This window comes from Bacillus sp. FSL K6-1033, from assembly GCF_038630765.1.
Classification (GTDB): Bacteria; Bacillota; Bacilli; order Bacillales; family Bacillaceae; genus Bacillus; species Bacillus altitudinis.
Genome location: NZ_CP152041.1, coordinates 1733991 through 1753201, shown reverse-complemented (window position 1 = coordinate 1753201; position 19211 = coordinate 1733991). Strand labels below are relative to the sequence as shown.

Annotated in this window: 21 protein-coding genes; 5 read left to right on the top strand and 16 right to left on the bottom strand. The window is 39.7% G+C overall.

Annotation, left to right across the window (positions count from 1 at the left end):
* Positions 1-73: 73 nt before the first annotated feature.
* Positions 74-463 carry an Hsp20/alpha crystallin family protein gene (locus MHH31_RS08860; RefSeq protein ID WP_058337580.1) on the top strand — a complete coding sequence of 130 codons (390 nt, stop codon included), beginning with the start codon at positions 74-76 and terminating at the stop codon, positions 461-463.
* Positions 464-720: 257 nt separating this feature from the next.
* A complete protein-coding gene (locus MHH31_RS08855; RefSeq protein WP_007499335.1) occupies positions 721-1149 on the top strand; it encodes a DUF2621 domain-containing protein in 429 nt (142 codons plus the stop codon).
* Between the two features lie 21 nt (positions 1150-1170).
* On the opposite strand, the gene MHH31_RS08850 is transcribed toward MHH31_RS08855, so the two are convergent.
* Both MHH31_RS08850 and MHH31_RS08845 read right to left on the bottom strand, forming a co-directional pair.
* On the bottom strand, positions 1171-1653 hold the full coding sequence (locus tag MHH31_RS08850; protein ID WP_039167726.1) for a cytochrome c biogenesis protein CcdC: 483 nt from the start codon (positions 1651-1653) through the stop codon (positions 1171-1173).
* A gap of 94 nt (positions 1654-1747) precedes the next feature.
* Positions 1748-2455 (bottom strand): cytochrome c biogenesis protein CcdA, encoded by a 708-nt coding sequence (locus MHH31_RS08845; protein ID WP_008343813.1) that lies wholly within the window; start codon positions 2453-2455, stop codon positions 1748-1750.
* 214 nt (positions 2456-2669) lie between these two features.
* Here MHH31_RS08845 and MHH31_RS08840 point away from each other — a divergent pair, with 214 nt between their 5' ends.
* The gene (locus MHH31_RS08840; protein WP_008343814.1) at positions 2670-2837 is read left to right on the top strand and encodes an aspartyl-phosphate phosphatase Spo0E family protein; all 168 of its coding nucleotides are present in this window, start codon (positions 2670-2672) and stop codon (positions 2835-2837) included.
* Between the two features lie 268 nt (positions 2838-3105).
* Here the strand turns inward: MHH31_RS08840 and MHH31_RS08835 are convergent, their stop codons facing one another.
* From MHH31_RS08835 to yneA, 6 genes are all read right to left on the bottom strand, one after another.
* Positions 3106-3324, bottom strand: a complete 219-nt coding sequence (locus MHH31_RS08835) for a YneF family protein (RefSeq protein ID WP_003212379.1) — start codon at positions 3322-3324, stop codon at positions 3106-3108.
* A gap of 84 nt (positions 3325-3408) precedes the next feature.
* On the bottom strand, positions 3409-3855 hold the full coding sequence (gene sirA / locus MHH31_RS08830; protein WP_041507216.1) for a sporulation inhibitor of replication protein SirA: 447 nt from the start codon (positions 3853-3855) through the stop codon (positions 3409-3411).
* 197 nt (positions 3856-4052) lie between these two features.
* Complete coding sequence (tkt, locus tag MHH31_RS08825) at positions 4053-6056, bottom strand: transketolase (RefSeq protein WP_058337581.1); 2004 nt, start codon at positions 6054-6056, stop codon at positions 4053-4055.
* 188 nt (positions 6057-6244) lie between these two features.
* Positions 6245-6475 carry a DUF896 domain-containing protein gene (locus MHH31_RS08820; RefSeq protein WP_008343816.1) on the bottom strand — a complete coding sequence of 77 codons (231 nt, stop codon included), beginning with the start codon at positions 6473-6475 and terminating at the stop codon, positions 6245-6247.
* A 69-nt stretch (positions 6476-6544) separates the two neighbouring features.
* Complete coding sequence (locus MHH31_RS08815) at positions 6545-7192, bottom strand: recombinase family protein (RefSeq protein WP_017359583.1); 648 nt, start codon at positions 7190-7192, stop codon at positions 6545-6547.
* A gap of 17 nt (positions 7193-7209) precedes the next feature.
* Positions 7210-7521 (bottom strand): cell division suppressor protein YneA, encoded by a 312-nt coding sequence (gene yneA, locus MHH31_RS08810; RefSeq protein WP_007499348.1) that lies wholly within the window; start codon positions 7519-7521, stop codon positions 7210-7212.
* A 159-nt stretch (positions 7522-7680) separates the two neighbouring features.
* Here yneA and lexA point away from each other — a divergent pair, with 159 nt between their 5' ends.
* On the top strand, positions 7681-8301 hold the full coding sequence (gene lexA, locus MHH31_RS08805; protein ID WP_007499350.1) for a transcriptional repressor LexA: 621 nt from the start codon (positions 7681-7683) through the stop codon (positions 8299-8301).
* A gap of 47 nt (positions 8302-8348) precedes the next feature.
* Here lexA and MHH31_RS08800 read toward each other — a convergent pair whose 3' ends face one another.
* On the bottom strand, positions 8349-8786 hold the full coding sequence (locus MHH31_RS08800; RefSeq protein ID WP_057079489.1) for a hypothetical protein: 438 nt from the start codon (positions 8784-8786) through the stop codon (positions 8349-8351).
* 296 nt (positions 8787-9082) lie between these two features.
* Between MHH31_RS08800 and MHH31_RS08795 the strand changes: the two genes are divergently transcribed.
* On the top strand, positions 9083-9625 hold the full coding sequence (locus MHH31_RS08795; RefSeq protein WP_017359584.1) for an IseA DL-endopeptidase inhibitor family protein: 543 nt from the start codon (positions 9083-9085) through the stop codon (positions 9623-9625).
* A gap of 32 nt (positions 9626-9657) precedes the next feature.
* Here MHH31_RS08795 and MHH31_RS08790 read toward each other — a convergent pair whose 3' ends face one another.
* The 7 genes from MHH31_RS08790 to MHH31_RS08760 form a co-directional block, all read right to left on the bottom strand.
* Positions 9658-10506 carry an STAS domain-containing protein gene (locus MHH31_RS08790; protein ID WP_017359585.1) on the bottom strand — a complete coding sequence of 283 codons (849 nt, stop codon included), beginning with the start codon at positions 10504-10506 and terminating at the stop codon, positions 9658-9660.
* Between the two features lie 143 nt (positions 10507-10649).
* Positions 10650-11030, bottom strand: a complete 381-nt coding sequence (locus MHH31_RS08785) for a NucA/NucB deoxyribonuclease domain-containing protein (protein ID WP_224559893.1) — start codon at positions 11028-11030, stop codon at positions 10650-10652.
* A gap of 227 nt (positions 11031-11257) precedes the next feature.
* The gene (locus MHH31_RS08780) at positions 11258-13252 is read right to left on the bottom strand and encodes a glycosyltransferase family 39 protein (RefSeq protein ID WP_058337582.1); all 1995 of its coding nucleotides are present in this window, start codon (positions 13250-13252) and stop codon (positions 11258-11260) included.
* Between the two features lie 146 nt (positions 13253-13398).
* Positions 13399-14307, bottom strand: coding sequence for a trypsin-like serine protease (locus MHH31_RS08775; RefSeq protein WP_058337583.1), 909 nt, complete (start codon positions 14305-14307; stop codon positions 13399-13401).
* A 187-nt stretch (positions 14308-14494) separates the two neighbouring features.
* Positions 14495-17638 (bottom strand): bifunctional cytochrome P450/NADPH--P450 reductase, encoded by a 3144-nt coding sequence (locus tag MHH31_RS08770; protein ID WP_058337584.1) that lies wholly within the window; start codon positions 17636-17638, stop codon positions 14495-14497.
* A gap of 21 nt (positions 17639-17659) precedes the next feature.
* A complete protein-coding gene (locus MHH31_RS08765) occupies positions 17660-18241 on the bottom strand; it encodes a TetR/AcrR family transcriptional regulator (RefSeq protein ID WP_058213736.1) in 582 nt (193 codons plus the stop codon).
* A 228-nt stretch (positions 18242-18469) separates the two neighbouring features.
* Entirely contained in the window at positions 18470-19180 is a 711-nt protein-coding gene (locus tag MHH31_RS08760) for a DUF421 domain-containing protein (protein ID WP_058337585.1), read from the bottom strand.
* Between the last annotated feature and the right edge of the window lie 31 nt (positions 19181-19211).

Below are 19211 nucleotides of genomic sequence, written 5' to 3'. Positions count from 1 at the left end.
GGATGTTTTAGGTCTTTCACACATTTCAGCTTTTATCATATGATTTATTATGAGATGTGATGGAGGAGTGTTTATGGAGAATGAAAAGCAAGTGAATTCCTCTGATTTTCTTGAAATAGATGATTGGCTGAATGTATTAATGGACGATCCTTTTGCATGGTATGACGAACAGCTCCCAATAGATCTTTATGAAACGAGCCGTGATTATATTATTGAGATCGACCTCTCCACCCTATCGATCACTGATTTAAAACTGACCTTTTCCGGATGTGAGCTCATCCTCGCTTATTTGATTGATGAAAGAGAACAGCCGATTGAAAAAAGTGTCATGCTCCCTTTTTATTTGAATGACAAAGACATTGATACAGGTTACGAAAACAGAATCATATCAATCAAAATCAAAAAGGATGCCCATCGTCAAGACGGAGCATTTTCCTTTCAAATGCCACACTTCAAACATTAAGAGCCTGCCTGTATACAGGCGGGCTCTCTTCCGTTCGTTTCAAGTCAATACCTTGTGCGAACCACCATGGCCAAATAGTAGAGTCGCTATACAATAATGTATTCCTTTTCTACTAAATGGTTTGGGTCATTCTAGTAAATGGGCGCCTCTTGATCAAAAAAGCGTTTATAGAAAAAAACACATACATTTTTGTTATTTTCTTCTACCTTCCCTTCATGTAAAATAGAGTAGAGAGAAGGGATATAGGGAGTGAGAACATGTTAAGCGGCTGGTTTTTGTGGTTCATTTTATTTTGGGGTACAGTGATGATTGGATTACTAGCAATCGGTGGCTTTTTTATGTTTCGCAAGTTTTTAAAACGATTGCCGAAAGAAGACGGGAAATCAGAGCTTGATTGGCAGGATGAATATATTCAAAAGAGCCTGCACCTATGGCGCGATGAAGACAAACAGCTATTAAATGAGCTAGTATTACCGGTTCCAGAGCTGTTTAGAGATGTCGCCAAAGAAAAAATCGCCGGTAAAATTGGCGAGCTGGCACTTAAAGAACAAGCGGCCAGCATTAATTTAGACTTAATCATTCGCGGCTATATTATCGCTACACCGAAGCGGGATCATAAATTTCTACTAAAGCGCCTTCAAGAAAAAAAGATCGACCATTCACCATATGAATCTTTATTAAAATAACCTCCTTTTTAAAAAGGAGGTTTAATTTATTTGGGCCTGCTGCACATCTAATTGTTTAGACATCTTTCTAAACGACAAATACATCGCAACCCGCCAAGGGACAATCATGCCAAAGGCTAGAATCCAAAACATCCCGCTAAGCGCACCATAATCAATGGAAGAGCTTAAAATCGTCTTCATTCCGATACGAAGGACAAGAAGCCCAATGAGAATAAACACAAATGCTTTTGAACGCTTCAAATAGATTTCATTGCCTCTAATTTCAAATTTCGATGTTTTAATTAAAAAGATAGAAAAAAACATCCCTACAGTAATCGCCTCTAAAAATTCAGCTCCAGTTACTTGAAACATTGGCACAAAAAACATCAGTGCACCAGTGCTCATAAAGATAGGAGGTAAAATAATTTTTTTCGCGGTTGCAGGTTTTGCAGATGATTTAATGCGAATAAACATGACGGCTACCGCCATACATACCGCCACTATAGAAGAAATTATGATCATCATATCAAATCATTCCTTTATTCTTTAAGGTCAGCCTATGTATAATATACTCCAATTGACGAAAAAAAACCATTCGCCGCGACTGTAGAAAACGATTTCAAAAACCAGTAAATCCTCCAAATAATGATGAGAACATAATAATGATCCACGTCAGAAGATCAAAGAACAGCAAGATTCCTACCACGATCATAATAATCCCGCCAGTTTTCATAATGAGCTGCTGGCGCTTTCTGATCCAAGCCATTTTTGTGATGAAAAAGGAAAGAACAAAAAATGGGATAGCAAAACCTAATACATACGCAATCATGTAGGTCACAGCGGACTCTGGCTTGTTGCTGGCAAGTGTGATGACAGCTGATAAAATCGGGCCGGTACATGGTGTCCAACCAGCAGCAAAACCCATTCCAATGAGAATCGATCCAAAAAAACCGGCTGGACGATTTTTAAACTGCAACCTCTTTTCTCCCATTAAAAAAGAAGGCTGAAATACACCAAGAATCATAAAGCCAAAGAAAATAATGAGAATGGCACCAATTTGACGAATCGCATCTTGATATTCAATGAAAAACTTCCCAACAAACGATGTCCCAAATCCAATGGCAATAAAAATGAGAGAGAACCCAATTAAAAAGAATAATGTATGAAGAAGACTTCTCCTTCTCAGCATCACCTTCTCAGATTTCACTTCATCTATACTAACGCCCGTAATATAGGATAAAAAGGCTGGATAAAGTGGCAGACAGCACGGTGAGATAAAAGAAAGAAACCCTGCTCCAAACGCTAAAAAGTAATTCAAATCTGACAAAAGAACACCCCCTTCTTACAATATACAATAAGAGATGACAAATTCATTTCATTTTTTTTACATCATCTCAATAAAGATGGTCTAATCTCTTAAAACCTTATATAATTTAATTTGACATCAAGATACCAAACCCTTTAAATTTGAAAATAAACCTTAAAATGGATATAATAGAACCGATTCTTTTTATCAAGATTTGCATGAAAGGAACATGACTTTGGTAAAAACATCATTATTAACTCAAATTGAAGAAAAAAGAGAAGAGTTGATGAAAGTTGTCTTGCATAATGGGATGACATCAACAGTGACCATCGAACATAGCCAGCAGCTAGATCATCTCCTCTTACAATATCAACGACACTTACACTCAAACTCAGCCAACTAATGATATCTCAAGATAGAAACAAATGCCGCACGATTTTAGAAAAGTTGATATGTGTGACAATAAAAGAAACGAAAACCTCTGCTCACAGGGGTTTTTTGTTTTGTCTTTAACGGACGGTTCACGGCAAAATAAAAACCACTTTCCCTGCTTTATTCATGCAAGTACAGTGGTTTTATGCGTCTGATGAAGGTGACTTCAATAAAGAAAGGACATCGCTTGTCCAATCTTTAGGGACCATGTTCCATCTATGATCATAATAACGTACGTATTATTTCGCTTGGTTGTTCATGGCTTTCATCATTTGATTGATTTTCTTTTGGGACGGTTTCATGCCCATTTGCATCATCATCATTCGAAGCATTTGTTCATTAATTGGTGGATTCTTTTTCAAGTAGCTCATCATATACTTACGAGCAATAAAGAATCCGAGTGCAACTCCTGCAAGCAGTGCAACAACGCCTACAAGGATGACAACCCATAAATCCATAATTCTTCCTCCTTCATGTTGTCTCGTATAAAGTGTACTAAACAAAAGGCTATTATACAACATTTCACGTTCAATTTTATTTTTTTAAACAAAATTCATCACTTTTACCGGATTGAGCCACCCATGCTTCTTTGATCCAAAGTCCATAGCCAGGAAACAAGGACTAATTTTTCTGAGTACTTCAAAAAACACCGCTTCTGCCTCATAACTGCCTGTGGCAGACATTTGAATGTAACGGTCTTTTATAATGAATGCGGCTGTGCCTTTTCCATCTGGCAGCGATGCACTGTATATTGAGCCTATTTGTGTATAGTGAATGTTGGTTAAATTGTTCATTAAACGCTGGTGCATATGAAAAGCAGGGATTCGTTTCGTTACATAATCCACTTGCTTAACAAGCATGACTAATTCATCATCACTGCGGTTCGTCCAGTGTAACGATTCAAACAAATGAAACAAAATAGATTCTCTACCAAAATAATGATGAGCAAACTCATCCTCAATCCAATAAATATAATAATGGCGTTCCATGTCTATCCCTTCCTTTCACATTTCGTCAATCTCGCTTATTGCTTGTATTATACAAAAATGTGAAAGAAAGAATTGTCTATATATGAAGCAAGAAGAAACTAGTTTTGTCAAAAAAACAAGAAAAAGAAAAAAGTTTGCAGAGCATAGTGAAAAGCTCTGCAAACCGACTGCAAAAAAGCATGATGCTTGGAGACTGATTATTTATTCAGCTTTGCTTTTACGCGGCTCACCACGTTGCTGACAGTGAAACCGTATTTTTCAATAATGGTTTCGCCTGGTGCAGAAGCGCCAAATTTATCAATCGCAATCACATCGCCATCAAGGCCAGTGTAACGTTCCCAGCCAAGTGAAGCACCCATTTCGATTGCAACACGTGCTCTCACTGCTTTAGGAAGAACGGACTCTTTGTATTCGTCTGACTGCTCATCAAAGCGATCCCATGCAGGTAAGCTCACGACAGAAACGCGAATGCCTTCTTTTTCAAGTGCTTTTTGCGCTTCAATGGCTAAACCTACTTCAGATCCTGAAGCAAGTAGAAGAGCTTCTGGCTGTGCATCAGCTGCTTCAACGACGACATATCCACCTTTTTCTACGCCTTCATACGCCTTCTCTGGTGATTGATCAATCGTTGGAAGGTTTTGACGAGTAAGAACAAGCGCTGTCGGTTTATTCGTTGAAGATACAGCAATTTTCCATGCTGCAGCTGTTTCGTTTCCATCAGCTGGACGAATCACAGAAAGGTTAGGCATCGCACGTAATGAAGCGAGCTGTTCAACTGGCTCATGCGTTGGTCCATCTTCCCCAACCGCAATGCTGTCATGCGTAAATACATAAGTGACAGGAAGTCCCATCAATGCAGCAAGACGAATGGCAGGTCTTAAATAGTCTGAGAAAACAAAGAATGTTCCGCCGAATACACGAAGTCCGCCGTGAAGTGCCATACCGTTTAATGCTGCACCCATTGCGAATTCTCTCACACCAAACCAAATGTTTCTGCCAGCGTAATTCTCTCTGCCAAAGTCAGTTGTATCTTTGATTGTTGTTTTATTTGATCCAGCAAGGTCAGCAGACCCGCCAATAAAGAATGGTACTTGTTTTGCAATGCCATTTAATACTTCTCCAGAAGAAGCACGAGAGGCAAGGCTTGAACCTGCTTCATAAACAGGAACCTCTTGATCCCAATTCTCAGGAAGTTTTCCTTCAATCGCAAGCTTCAGCTGAGCTGCTAGTTCTGGATATTCTTTTTCATATTGCTCAAACAGTTCATTCCACGCTGCTTCTTTTTTCTGTCCAGCGTCTTTAACAGCTGTTTTGAAATGATCGTACACTTCAGAAGGTACATGGAAATCTTCTTCAAACGTCCAAGAATAAGCTTCCTTCGTTAGCTTCGCTTCCTCACTGCCAAGCGGTGCACCGTGCACCCCAGACGTTCCCGCGCGGTTTGGAGATCCGAAACCGATCGTCGTCTTCACTTCAATAAGTGTAGGTTTGTCTGTACTTTGTTTGGCTTTTTCAATGGCAGCCGTCACTTCTTCAATGTTATTGCCGTCTTTTACATAAAGAACTTCCCAATTCATCGCTTCAAAACGATTCTTCACATTTTCAGAGAAAGAACGATCGAGGTCGCCATCTAAAGAAATGTCATTTGAATCATAAAGAACAATTAAACGGCCTAAGCCTAAATGACCAGCAAGTGAAGCAGCTTCAGAGGAAATGCCCTCCATTAAGTCTCCATCTCCGCAAATGCTGTATGTATAGTGATCCACAACATTAAAGTTATCTTTGTTATACGTTTCTGCAAGTTGTCTTTCTGCAAGTGCCATTCCTACAGCCATCGCAATCCCTTGTCCTAAAGGACCTGTTGTCGCATCTACGCCCTCTGTATGTCCAAACTCAGGATGTCCAGGTGTTTTGCTTCCCCATTGGCGGAATTGTTTTAAATCTTCGATGCTCAGATTGTATCCGCTTAAATGAAGCATGCTATATAAAAGCATAGAGCCATGTCCCGCAGATAACACAAAACGGTCTCTGTTAAACCAATTTGGATTTTGCGGACTTACGTTTAAGTGATTCGTCCATAAAGCGTATGCCATTGGTGCAGCGCCCATCGGCATTCCAGGGTGACCGGAATTCGCTTTTTCAATTGCGTCTATGGAGAGAGTACGTATTGTTGCAATAGATTTCAATTCAATCGTTTCCATATAAATCCCCTTCCGTATCTTGTGTACACCATTATCATAAATCTACTGTCCTTTTTTCACAACTATTTCACGCCGAAAAAGAAGGATTTTGTCACATTTAGTTTATCGATCGCCTAAAAACTTATGCAAATATGAAAAAAGATGAGAATATTCCTCCCATCTTTTCAAAAATAAAGAAATGATGACCTTTAATGAAGATTCTGGTCTCTTTCTCTTTTTAATTTTTCTGGTGTGACATCGTTTCCTTCTGGATCGACGATTTTCACGGTTTTGAGTGTATTTTTCATAGAAGAACGAAAAGCCTTTAAATATTCCTCTCTTAATTGCTTCTGTTCTGTTTTCTCAGCGTCCGACAAACCGGCTTCTTTCGACTTTTTTGAAAGCTCATTGATTCTTGCAAGCTGTTCTTTAGAAATCATGACAAACTCCTTTAAAACATTTTCTCTACATACTACTAAATATCAGTCATTTTTACAACAAATCACGCTTTAAGTCGCAAGCCCTTTTTCATATTCTTGGTACCTTCTATGGACGGTTGCTTTTGAAATGTCAAAACCAAGTGCCTGCAATGTCACTGCAATTTCAGCGAATGTCATGTTGTTTTTTCTTAATCGAACAATTTCAGAAATCGGTACTTCAATACGTTCGCGGCCAGGCGCCTGTTCTTGGTGTTTTAAATTTAGTTCGGGTTGATACCCTCGCTCAACAGCTTTTTTCATCCCACGCTTAATTTTCAAATTATGAATTTTACGCTGATACTCTTCTACAACGCCTACAATTTCAATGACCATCTCGTCTGCTTCTGAAAGCTCAAGCTCTCCTCTATGAAATACGCTGTACACCTTGACTTTTTCTTTAAACAGACAATGAAGAAGAGCGATTTTCGCCTGCCCTCTTCCAAGGCGTGTCTCATCTTGAATGAGAACAGCATCGATTTCTTCCTCTTTCAGCGCAGCCAGCATGTCAAAAACACCGTCACGATCAAGATCGTATCCACTCGCTTTTTCTTTAATCACTTTGACTACATTCATCTTGTGCGCTGCAGCTAAAGCAAGCAGTTCTTCTTCTTGTCTTTTAAGCGAGGTTTCTTGCTCTTCTTTGGCAGTACTTACTCTCGCATAAATGATTGCATTCATGTCTTCAATCGACCTTTCTACTGTACTGTTGCAAGTTGATATACGACTGGATGCTCTTTTTTAACTGGAATCACAAGGATATCTCCCGGCTGGATGTCAGTTGAAGCGAGATCATTGTGTTCAGTTACCCAGTCAATAAAAGCATTTTTATCGATTGATTTACTGTCGTTTACTTGATCAGCTAATCCCCAAAGAGTATCACCTGATTGAACCTCTATTTTAACATATTGATTTGGATCATTATGGCTAGTGACTGCAATAAGTGAGAGAAATATGCCAACGATGAATGAGAATAGCCCAATAAAAATAATAGATTCCTTTAACCTCATAATGTCATCTCTCCTAATAGAATGTGTGTTCGTTCTTTCTGACACTCATTATAAATACGAACAAACGTTTCTGTCAAACGTTTTTTTCGAACCTATGTTTGTACTGTTAGGAAAAACATGCTATAATTTCTTTAAAATTGACGTTTTGAGGTGCAAAAGATGACGAAGCTATCAAAAAGACAACTCGATATCCTGAAATTCATAAAAGAAGAAGTAAAAAGCAAGGGTTATCCCCCATCCGTTCGTGAAATTGGCGAAGCTGTCGGTCTAGCATCCAGCTCAACTGTCCATGGACATTTAGCTAGACTAGAAACGAAAGGTTTAATTAGAAGAGACCCAACGAAACCTAGAGCGATCGAAGTACTAGATGAAGAGGAAATGAATATTCCAAAAAGCGCTGTAATGAATGTTCCAGTCATCGGAAAAGTCACAGCAGGCTTGCCTATCACGGCTGTTGAGAATGTAGAAGAATATTTCCCACTTCCAGAAACTTTTGCAGCGCCAGATGAACAAGTATTTATGCTTGAAATTATGGGAGAAAGTATGATTGATGCAGGTATTTTGGACAAAGACTACGTCATTGTGCGTCAGCAAAGCACTGCCAACAATGGAGATATTGTGGTGGCTATGACAGAAGAAGATGAAGCAACAGTGAAACGTTTTTATAAGGAAGATACACACTTTAGATTACAGCCCGAGAATCCATCAATGGAACCGATTATTTTACAGAATGTGAGTATACTAGGTAAAGTGATTGGCGTATTTAGAAATATTCATTAAAAAAAGCCGGTATTTCATCAATTGCTGATGAGAGCCGGCTTTTTCTTTTATGAACAAGAATATGCAAGAATACTGGAGCTTGGGAACGAGCCAAATGTAAAGTTCGGCCATATGAAACCCGTTGTACGGCCAAAAGGCTGCGAGGAAAGAACATACATGAGAAATACTTGACCGTTTCTAAGGAACACAATGGTCCACCTTCTATTACATCCAGCTGCAAATTGAACCGTTTGCTGGCTTCCGCCTACACTCTGCCCCGCAATGAGCGGCTGCATACTTTGAGGCTGAGAGACTGCTTGTTGATATTGCGAGATGATATGCTGCGGCGGGGCTGGCGGGACCGATTGTCCTCCTGCACCTTGCCCAGTCCCTCCGAATGGCAAACCGGGAAATCCTCCAACTTGAGAAATAGGAAACGCCGGCATGCTTTGTACCTGCCGATCGTACAAGTACCCATTCCACGTACCTTCATATGGATTATACATACTAAACACCACTTTCTTAGACATTCATCACGACAGTATATGTCATACATAAAAAAAGAGTGTTGAGGAGACAAATAGAAATCTTTCCAAAAGACGTTTTATTCTTCTTTAGAACGGTTAAATACTAATGAGGAAGAAAAAAATAAAAAAATGAAAACTTTTTGTCTCCCTCAAACGTTATATAGATAGAAAGAAAAGAAATAAAAAACATTTAGATTTAATACTTGTAATATCTCTGTAACTATTGTAACATTTGTAACATAAGAAGTTTTCATTGAGAAAAGGAGGCAATCGCCTTGAAAAAATTATTTGTTTTATTAACCGCTATTATGCTTATGATCTCATTACAAACAACAACACTGGCCGCTTCCAAAAAATCAGCCGCTTTGACAAATAAAGAAGCGTTACATATTGCCCTTGATGCAAGAGAACACTTTTGGAGTGCGATGTCAGGCTACAACATTAAAGAGCATTCAGATTACAAATTAAAATCATTTACTTATAAAGATATGACTTACAACTACCTGTCTAAAACATTTGATACAAAGAAAAAACTAAACAGCTATCTATCTCAAGTTTTCACAAAAGATGCCATTACTCACGGTTTAAAAGACTATCAGTTCATCGTTCATAAAGGAAAAATGGCTGTGCCAGTTGGTGACGGAGACAATATGCTTAATTGGGATAAGGCAACACCTAAACTCGTCTCTAAGAAAAGTACAATCCGCACATACGAATTCACAGTTCCAACACTTGATGGACGCAAAGTAAAACGTACTGTCACTTTCGAGAAAGTACAAAACGAGTGGAAAGTAACAAAAATTGACGCTGTGATCTAAATAAAAACCAGGCCGTTTACTAGGCCTGGTTTTTATATGGATGAAAATTCAGTCATACGATCTAAAGCGTGAGCAAGTGATGAAGCCGTTTGAAATTCATTAAAAGGAAGTCCAAGCTGTACAGCCGTTTGAGCAATTTCTGGTCTAATCCCTGAAATGGTCGTATCAACCCCAATTAACCGAAGTGACGTGACAAGATCAAAGATTTGATGTGCTACCATCGTATCAATGATGACGACACCTGATAAATCAATACATAAATGTTGAACACCTTTTTGCGAACACTGTTTTAATGTATTTTCTAAGATAATCTTTGCTCGCGCAGTGTCAATATCTCCAACTAAAGGCAATAAGGCAACATGACTTTTTAACACAATGACTGGAGAACTCAGCTCATAAATCATGTCTCTTTGTGCAACGAGTTTTTTGGTGGTATTTTTCACATATTGCTGAATAAAGACATGAATTGAAATGTTAAATGCCTCAGATATCAAATCATACCAATAAAATATTCGATCAATGTCAATATCACCTTGATGCTGTTTTATAAACTCTTTTAAGTAATGAAGAACCACTCTTTGATTGGACATATATTCTCTCACGACGTAATCTAATGGCGTGTTCAAGTGCTTCGGATCACTTGCTAAGTCTTCAGACCATTTTTTAAATTTCGTATGTAAATACGTCTTGTCTTCAATAAGTGCGCGGATAAAATGCTGATAATAATCTTGATTTTGCCGTTTAAGCTCTGCTATGATGCTAGAATCTGTTGAACGATAAATGGATTCTGGATCATCATCCTCAATTGATTCATACCATGTTTCAGTCAGTTTCTCTGCATGTTGCATGAAAAAATCGTATAATGCACGGTTCTTTTCCATAAGCATATGTCCCTTCACATTTTCTACTTGTCAGTCTTTGTACCTGATGGATTGATTGTACCACTGAATCTTTTGTACCTGCTAGCTCGAATACGCTCCTGTTGAACAAAAAAAGCCCCTCTCAAGAAGCCTCTTGTCTATGTTTATTTAACAATAAATAAAATTCGTTTCCCGTCAGGATACCCGCTGATTTGATGCCCGACCCATGAACCAGCGCCTCTATTATCTGATGGACTGACATATTGAACGCTCGCCCCCTTTCCTCCTTCAAGACACACCGCCATCGGCCATTCATCCCGGTCAAAACCAGGTTTTGTGGGAATTCCTTTTAATGATTCTTGCCTGCGGGCATCTGCCCCATTTCGGTCAATGGTACACACGTCTGAGTGCCCTTTTCGAATAGCTTCTTGAATATGACTGCCTGTTTCAGGATACCGTTCCTTAGGAAATTGAATCACATGATCATAACGATCTGCTCCTTTTGCGGAACGATCCTCTCCAAAACCACCTAATAACGCACCCATCCAAATGACAAAACAAAGAACGACAGCAGCGATCCAGCCTTTTCTCATCTTCAAAAGCTCGTGACCTCCTCATACTTTTGATGAAATGATGTTGACTTGAAGGGAATGAGTCATTTTTAATGTATGAGTGGCTGAGTGATGACATGTGAAAAACATGAGCTGAATCTTCCTGGATACTGATCCATAAGAAAAAACGAATGATCTCTTCATCATTCGCCTTGTTCTACTTAAGATATTTCATCTACCCTATATAATGTTTCGTTTTGTGAAGACATCTCGGATGGCATCCCCTCTTCAGCTGATATGGATCGTTTATATTCTTCAGATGAGATGACTGTACCATGTGATTTAATCCAGCTAACCAATTTGCTGTTAGCTGATGACTGATTGTCTGGTAATAAAAAGTATTTCACCTTTCCTTGTTGAATAAGTGCTTTTAATTTGTTGACAGTCAAAATAGGATCTGTCCCATTAAAACCACCTAAAGCCATGACATTCTCATCTTCATCAATGATATATGGCGCTGCGGTAACAGTCGTAAGCGTTGCAAATAAATACGTTTCACCTGTTTGATGAGCCTTTAAATAAGTGAGTAAGCCTTGATCGACACTAGATGTAAACATGTTCCCACCTCGTGAACTAGCCAGCTGTACACCTGCCTCTGGAAGAACAGCATTTCCACCATATATGATTGGGGTGGCGGACCAAAAACCTGGAAACAGTAACAGCGTTGTCAAAGCAGTGATGAGCAGTCGTTTCATGATCAATTGTTTTTCTCTGTACATCAGCAATAGGATAGCGATACTTGTTCCCGCAATCGCAATGGCATACATCCAAATACTACTGATTTGAGTCGTATAGTTACTCAAAATATACCCTTGGAAGATGGCAGTAACAGCGATTGCTGCTGGAAGCAAATACGCAGATACTCCTTTGTTAGCCTTAAATAACTCTCCCATCTTCTTAGCTCCTATGCCGCATAGTGCTGCAATAGGCGGGGCAAGCATAATGAGATAGTAATGGTGAAAGAAACCCGCAATACTAAAGAATCCGGCAGCAGGAATCAGCCATGCTGTCCAAAACATCGTTTGTTTCCATTCATTTAATTGAGCTTTTCTCTCCTTCCACCAGCTGATGATCATCCCTAAAAGCCCAAACAAAGCAAACGGCAGCATCCAGCCGATTTGACCTGACAATGCAGATTGAAACAAACGAAATATACCGGGATTCCCAGTGCCATACATATTCATACTTTGTTGACCTACTGCACTTCCAGGCGGAGAACCACCACCTGGACCATGTTGAGGTGGCATCATTTGATTTTGGGATGGAGGCGGCTGATTTCTGTTTGACTGATCCTCTGACGAATTCCCTAATCCAGAATTGTCTGGCATCACCATACCTGCTTGCTGATTCATGTCACCAAAGGATTTCCCTGTCGTCTGACCAAGCAGCCGTTCCGTGCCGTTATAACCAAAGGCAAGTTCTAACACTGAATTTGTTTGGCTGCTTCCCACATAAGGGCGCTCACTTTCAGCTGTCATATCTACAGCAACTGCCCACGATAGAGATAAGCAGGCTAATACGACGATCGAGCATAAAAGAGAGAAAATTTTCTTTTTAAACGGTACGCGAGCAGCAATGAAATAGTAGAAAATAAATGCTGGAACGACCATAAACGCTTGCAGCATCTTCATATTAAATCCTACCGCTACCAAAGCGAAGGCCATAAGAAGCCAGCGCATCTTTCCGCTTTTTACAGCACGCATTAAGAAATACGTACCCGCAAGTAATGTGAAGACAAGCATACTGTCGATATTGTTTGTTCTGCTCACAGCTGCGGCAATTGGCGTGAGAGCCATAACGGCCGCTGACACCCTTCCAGCACCTTGACCGAAAGCCGGTTTTATCATGAGATAAAGAAGAAGAACAGACCCCACTCCAGCAAGTGCCTGCGGCAATATCACACTCCATGTATGAAAGCCAAAAATAAATGCACTGATGGTTTGAATCCATAAAACGACGGGTGGTTTATCAATTGATACGAATCCAGCTGCATCAAATGAGGCATAAAAAAAGTGATGGAAGCTTTTGGACATACTTTTGACTGCAGCTAAATAATATTGATTGGCACTGTCATTCTGCCAAATTTGATAAGTGTAGAGAAAAGCTGCAATCAATAAAATCAACAACAATATCATATCTATTTTTTTATTTTTCACTCATATCTCTTCTTTCTTTTTCATTTATTTCATTCAGCATAGCTTTTAAATATGAAATAGTGATGAACAAAAAAAGAAACTTTTCTGCATTTGACGATCAAAAAAGCCTGTCCCCTGTAAAGGAAACAAGCTGATTGTTCTATTTTTTATTGCGCCTTCGCATAGTTGATAAATTCAACAAAGGCAGCCGTCGCTTTTGGTCCGCCGTTGATCGTTCCGTTTGAATAACCCGCATTATGGACCCCGACGATTTGTTGGTTCTGATCTAGCATCGCAGAGCCAGAGTTTCCGCTAAATGTATCGATCGTATAGTATGCGAGATTCGTATCTTCTCTCGTGACTGGACCTGACATTTCCCATTGTGACACTTTGCCAGTCGATCTCATTTTATCACCTGGATATCCAGAAATTTTAATCGTTGTACCTGTTAGATTTGTCACTTGACGAATAGAGCGGTAGCCGACCGTATTTCCAATGTTCGTATCTGTTTTAATGACGGCAAAATCATATTGACTCGCCCCCGTGTTGATATATCCGCTTGGTACATAGAATTCGGTCATGTTTGCTGAGCCGTTCACAGCCGTGCTGTCATTCATGCCTGGGTAGACAGACCCTTTTGCACTATAGCTTCTTGTGACTGTATTGTAGACGCAGTGTCCGTTTGTTAATATTTTGTTTGGAGCAATGAGTGTTCCAGTGCAGCTAGAACCGCCAAATGTAATATAAGCAATAGAATTATAGGGTGCTACTCTTGTATTCGTCACTTTTGTTCTACCATCGTCTCCAATGACTACTTTTGTTTGAAAGTCTTTTAAATATTTTGTGAGTAGTTTTACTTTTTCGCCAATAGTAGAAGAGAGATCATCCACTTTGTCAAAGGATGAGGGGGTTTTCGTATCGTTGTGGAAGTCAGCTGAAGAAATCACCTTTCCGTCAGAAGTCACCATGTCATAATCAGACGTAAGTACTGAATCAGATGCTGCATGGGCAAAACTAGGCACACTTAAAGCACCAAAAACGAGTAGAGAAGGGATTAATTTTTTCACCTTTTTCATCATATTCCTCCTTTATGTCCTATATCAAAAATGATACGATTGTTTCATATTGGAGTAAATGAGAGAATATTCTTATTTTTTACAAAATATTTCATTTGTAAATTAGGTGTTTCGTATCTTCCAAATATTTATTCTAGCGATCTCTCTATGAAAAAAGAAAAACCGCCATTTTGGCGGTTCAACATGATCAGCTCCATACATCTTTTACATATCTGTTGTCATTGGCTAGAGATGTCAGCCATTGTTCAGCTGTTTCTTTCGCACACTGTTTCTCAGTCTGATACAGTTCAATAAGTGTTGCCTCGACATCTGGTGCCATGACCTTTCCATCCCCGCAAATATACAGGTAGGCGCCTTTGTCGAGTAATTCAATGAGCTTGGCTCCATCATTTTTAATGAAGTGCTGGACATACACTTTTTGCTCCTCGTAGCGAGAGTAAGCACGGTGGATAGTGACGACTCCTTTTTCTTGTGCAAGCTGCATTTCGTCATAATACAGATCATCTTCATGCGGGTGGCGGCAGCCAAAATAAAGATGGGCTTCACCTAACGACTTCCCTTCATTTTGCCATGCTTCCCTTGCCTGAATGAACCCTCTAAACGGGGCGATACCTGTTCCTGGTCCAATCATGATCATTGGTATTTCAGGAGAAGGCGGCAATTCGAATCCTGCTTGAGCTTCATGAAGGAAGCAGGCCACTTCATCTCCTTCTTGCAGTCCGCATAAATAGTTTGATGCGACGCCTGCGTATTCACCGCGTCCGCTCCATGATTTTCCTTTCACAACAGCTACTGTGATACTAAGCCTCTTTTCATCCACCTTTGGCGAACTGGAGATCGAGTAATAACGAGGCTTCAATCCTGGTAAAAGGGCTAAAAAATGATCAAATGGCAGTTCACATGCTTCGTACTGTTCTAGTAAATCAAGCATGGTCACACGCTTCTTTAATACAGCTTCTTGATAAATGTCTCCCGCCATTTGTTCAAGTTCAATACGATGAGGTGGGCACACCGTATATTTTGCAAGTTCTCTTAGCTGAGTACGTGTCACAGGCTCTTGCAGCTCTACATGTGACGCCAGCAATTCTCCGACTTGAATTGGCTGATTTAATGGTAAATGACTTGCTTCTTTTTCCGAAGAGAGTATCATGTGCTGCTCTGGATCCAGCTTAAAACGATCGGTCACTCGCTGAACGAGTGTTGCACTATTTTTTGGCACGATTCCGATATGATCTCCTTCTTTATAGTGCTTGCCTTCAGGTAATTGAAGTTCGATATGCCTTGTTTGGCGGGTACTTTTTTCAGATTGTAATTCTTGATTTTTCAATACAACAGCTGAAAAGGCACCGTATGTTTTAGCTACAGGACGTTCCACTAGCTCATTCGTATATACAATGGATAGGTTTGGCTTTTCTTGGCGTTTCTCCTGCAAGGTTAAATTAAATTCTTTTGCAAGCTCATTGAAGACTGTCTTTTGGAATGTTTCTTTATCTTCATCCATATCACCGCCCGCATCGCCTTCACCAATATCCGTTACACGCTTCGCCCCTTTTCTTTCAAGTGCTTCATCAATTAGACGAGGAATACGCTGATACGTGCTCGCCCAATTTCGATCCCCGCACCCAAAGACTGCAAATGTCACATTTGATAGATCCTGCTCCTCATCCTGCGTTACCCAATCCACAAAATGTTTCGCATGATCAGGCGGATGACCGTTGTATGAAGCCGTTACAATTAAAACTGCGCCTGACTCTGGTAACTTTCGAGTATAATCATCAAGCGGTGCCGTTGTCACGTCAAACCCTTTTGCTTTTCCGTCTTCAGCAAATTCGTTTGCCATCTGCTTTGCTGTGCCCAGATTTGATCCGTACAAGACCAATAGCGGTGTTCCATGACTCGCTATTTTCACTTCAGCAGATGCCGTGCTTTTTGTTGGTTCTTCTTTCGGAGGCGCCATAAAGAATTGCTGCTTTCTTGGCCGCACTTTGATTTTAAAATCATTCGGCTTAATCGTCAGAGATTCTTTTAAATCCAGTTCATACGACGTATGGTCAATCAGTTCAAGGTTGTGCAGAACCATCGCCAGAACCATCGTGGCTTCATGAAGGGCAAATTGCATCCCAATACACGCACGCTGGCCATTTCCGAACGGTTTATAGGCATGCTGTGGAATTTTTTCAGGATGCATAAAACGTTCAGGCTTGAATTCTTCTGCATCCTCCCCCCAAACCGCTTGATCCCGATGTATTTTAGGAAGCAGCACACTGACACTTTGGTTTTTTTTGATCGGATATTTCCCTCCAATGACTGTATCCTCTTTCGCATAAAGAGAGAACGTAGGCGCCGTCGGCCAGAGGCGAAGTGCTTCGTTTAAGACCATACGCGTATAACTTAGTTTTTGAACCTGCTTAAATGTCGGCAGTCCGCCTTGTAGCACGTCGTCTGCTTCTTGTACGGCTTTTTTTAATTTGTCTGGATTTTTTAGTAAAAAATAAATCGCAAATGACAACAACCCACTTGTTGTTTCATGACCTGCTATTAAGAAGGTAATGATTTGATAACGGATATTTTCATCCGACAGGCGTTCACCTGTTTCAGGATCCTTTGCATGTAGCATGAGAGAAAGTAAATCATTGCCCGTTTTATCTTGTTTTTTTCGTTCTTGAATAATGTCATCTACTAATTGCTTCATAAATTCAACATCTTGTTCAAATTCTTTTCTTCTTTTGATCATTAATTTATCTGCGACCGGCAATCTGCTTGCTTGATCCATCGCTTCATTTAAGCCATTCAGCATGCTTTCAATAAATGGATGTTGATTTTCTTTGTAAAAGCTGTTAAATCGAAAATCAAAACCGCATAGCCCGATCGTATCTAAAGTGAGCTTTGTCATATCCTCTGCTACTTCAATTTCTTCATCACGACCCGTTCTTTGCCATTTTTGTACAAGCTGTGTGGCAATATCGAGCATCATCTCATGATAGCCCTTCATGGCCTGCTGGCTAAACGCCGGCATCAAGATGTGATGAGCCTTTCTCCAATTCGGCTCTTCTGTCCAACTTGTGAATAACCCATCCCCTGAAAATGTTCTCACTTTATTGAGACTGCTTCCAATGAATTTATCAAAACGCCTCTCATCAAATACTTCTTTGGCAAGTTCATGGCTGGAAACAAAAATACTTGTTGCTTTTGAAAATTCAAACTGAAAGATCGGCCCTAATTCATCTGCCAGCCGCCAAAAGGTTTGAGAAAGCTCTCCTTTTTTGATATGAGGAATATTTTTTAAAGGTCCGTATGTTTTTGGTTTTGGAATGATTGATGTTTGTTGCATGTGCCCACTCCCTTTATTTCTTTATGATGCAACGCTAATGGCACGCCATAAGCATTGCTCAATATCTTCTAAAAATTCAATGGTTGGCTCAATTTCCTCTGCTAGAATCTGTTTATGAAGCTGAACGAACGCTCCAAATACAATGGATAAAATCGTTCTCCCTGAAAGATTTGGATGAATTCCATCCTTTTTGCCTTCTTCAAAAATATGAAATAGCTCATTTAATAGCTGCTGCATCTTCTCTTTACTTGTCTCATCTAAATAGTGTGAGCGTTTGTCAATTTCTAAGAAGTACAGACCACTTGGATTCTCTTTTGTAAAGAGCACTAAGCAGTAAAAGACATGTTTGAAATAAGCCCTGATACTTGCTTTAGGGTCTGGACTGTTTGTATTCACCTTGTCGATAAATGCAATCAGGCTTCGCTGGTATAAAATGTTTACAAGAGCCTCTTTACTATCAAAATAACGATAAATGGTTCCTGCTCCAACATTGGCTCTTTTCGAAATCATCGGCATCGTTGTACCGTCAAAACCCCGTTCAATAAATAAGTCCAGAGAAGCCTTCATAATCTGCTCCTGTTTATCAGTAGTTGCTGCGGGCATTTCATCCTCTCCTTTCGTTTTAATAGGAATGAATGTTCATTCCGCTTGATGTATATTATATTGATATTTTAAATTCTTCTATTTATACTTAAACATACTTATTTTTCTCCGTCACTACATTTTCTGAAAATAATAATAATTGAGAAATGATACCTAGATAGATGACATCCAAACGACTTATAAATATTGGCAGTTCTGTGACGCGCGGGTGTCGTCCGTACTACATATTCATTCTTGGTCAATTGGAGAATGGATGTGATCGTCATATGTATCAATATATAAACTGCCATTACTTGAACGAACCGCATAAACAATGTCTTTTAAAGACAGTTGCCTTTTTTGAAGTTCTTCATAGATCCACTGCTCCGTTAATTGGTTTTCATGAAGGTTTTTCAAAATGAGCTTTCCGTCCATAATGACTTCAATGGGCATGTAACGCTCTGCCTGCACCCACAGGTTAAGATCTTTTCGCGTGACATAATCAAATGAAGGGTATTTTTTCACTGACATATGCCCATCTGTTTCAATCATTGCAAATTCAACTTCACTAATGTCAAACACATTCTTTTCTCTGAGCTGTTGATTTAAATAATCAAGTGTATACCTCATTCCTTTCATATTCTCTTCAAGGATTTTGCCATTTTGAATCACAAGCGTTGGTTTACCGGCCATAAATCCTCTCATCTTCCGGCTTCTTAAAGCAAGCAAAGAAATGACATAAATGATGATCACAAGTGACACAAAAGATATGGTTGTGTGATGAAGCGGAAGCGTAGTATTAAAAGCCAGGTTCGCCGCAATTGAACCTAGACTGATCGCTGCAATGAAATCAAAAATATTCATTTGCGCAATGGTTTGCTTTCCAAGAAGACGGGCACCGCCGAATAAAATAGCAAAAGCAAATATGGTTCGAAGAATGACTTCAATATGATCTGGCATTTCAGCTTCCACCTTTCGATTTCATGAAAAA

What these genes read in the sequence shown, in the direction of transcription:
- MHH31_RS08860 (WP_058337580.1), top strand. Translation starts at nt 74, where the DNA reads ATGGAGAATGAAAAGCAAGTGAATTCCTCTGATTTTCTTGAAATAGAT.
- MHH31_RS08855 (WP_007499335.1), top strand. Translation starts at nt 721, where the DNA reads ATGTTAAGCGGCTGGTTTTTGTGGTTCATTTTATTTTGGGGTACAGTG.
- MHH31_RS08850 (WP_039167726.1), bottom strand. Translation starts at nt 1,653, where the DNA reads ATGATGATCATAATTTCTTCTATAGTGGCGGTATGTATGGCGGTAGCC.
- MHH31_RS08835 (WP_003212379.1), bottom strand. Translation starts at nt 3,324, where the DNA reads ATGGATTTATGGGTTGTCATCCTTGTAGGCGTTGTTGCACTGCTTGCA.
- sirA (WP_041507216.1), bottom strand. Translation starts at nt 3,855, where the DNA reads ATGGAACGCCATTATTATATTTATTGGATTGAGGATGAGTTTGCTCAT.
- tkt (WP_058337581.1), bottom strand. Translation starts at nt 6,056, where the DNA reads ATGGAAACGATTGAATTGAAATCTATTGCAACAATACGTACTCTCTCC.
- MHH31_RS08820 (WP_008343816.1), bottom strand. Translation starts at nt 6,475, where the DNA reads ATGATTTCTAAAGAACAGCTTGCAAGAATCAATGAGCTTTCAAAAAAG.
- MHH31_RS08815 (WP_017359583.1), bottom strand. Translation starts at nt 7,192, where the DNA reads ATGAATGCAATCATTTATGCGAGAGTAAGTACTGCCAAAGAAGAGCAA.
- yneA (WP_007499348.1), bottom strand. Translation starts at nt 7,521, where the DNA reads ATGAGGTTAAAGGAATCTATTATTTTTATTGGGCTATTCTCATTCATC.
- lexA (WP_007499350.1), top strand. Translation starts at nt 7,681, where the DNA reads ATGACGAAGCTATCAAAAAGACAACTCGATATCCTGAAATTCATAAAA.
- MHH31_RS08800 (WP_057079489.1), bottom strand. Translation starts at nt 8,786, where the DNA reads ATGTATAATCCATATGAAGGTACGTGGAATGGGTACTTGTACGATCGG.
- MHH31_RS08790 (WP_017359585.1), bottom strand. Translation starts at nt 10,506, where the DNA reads ATGGAAAAGAACCGTGCATTATACGATTTTTTCATGCAACATGCAGAG.
- MHH31_RS08785 (WP_224559893.1), bottom strand. Translation starts at nt 11,030, where the DNA reads ATGGGTGCGTTATTAGGTGGTTTTGGAGAGGATCGTTCCGCAAAAGGA.
- MHH31_RS08775 (WP_058337583.1), bottom strand. Translation starts at nt 14,307, where the DNA reads ATGAAAAAGGTGAAAAAATTAATCCCTTCTCTACTCGTTTTTGGTGCT.
- MHH31_RS08770 (WP_058337584.1), bottom strand. Translation starts at nt 17,638, where the DNA reads ATGCAACAAACATCAATCATTCCAAAACCAAAAACATACGGACCTTTA.
- MHH31_RS08765 (WP_058213736.1), bottom strand. Translation starts at nt 18,241, where the DNA reads ATGCCCGCAGCAACTACTGATAAACAGGAGCAGATTATGAAGGCTTCT.
- MHH31_RS08760 (WP_058337585.1), bottom strand. Translation starts at nt 19,180, where the DNA reads ATGCCAGATCATATTGAAGTCATTCTTCGAACCATATTTGCTTTTGCT.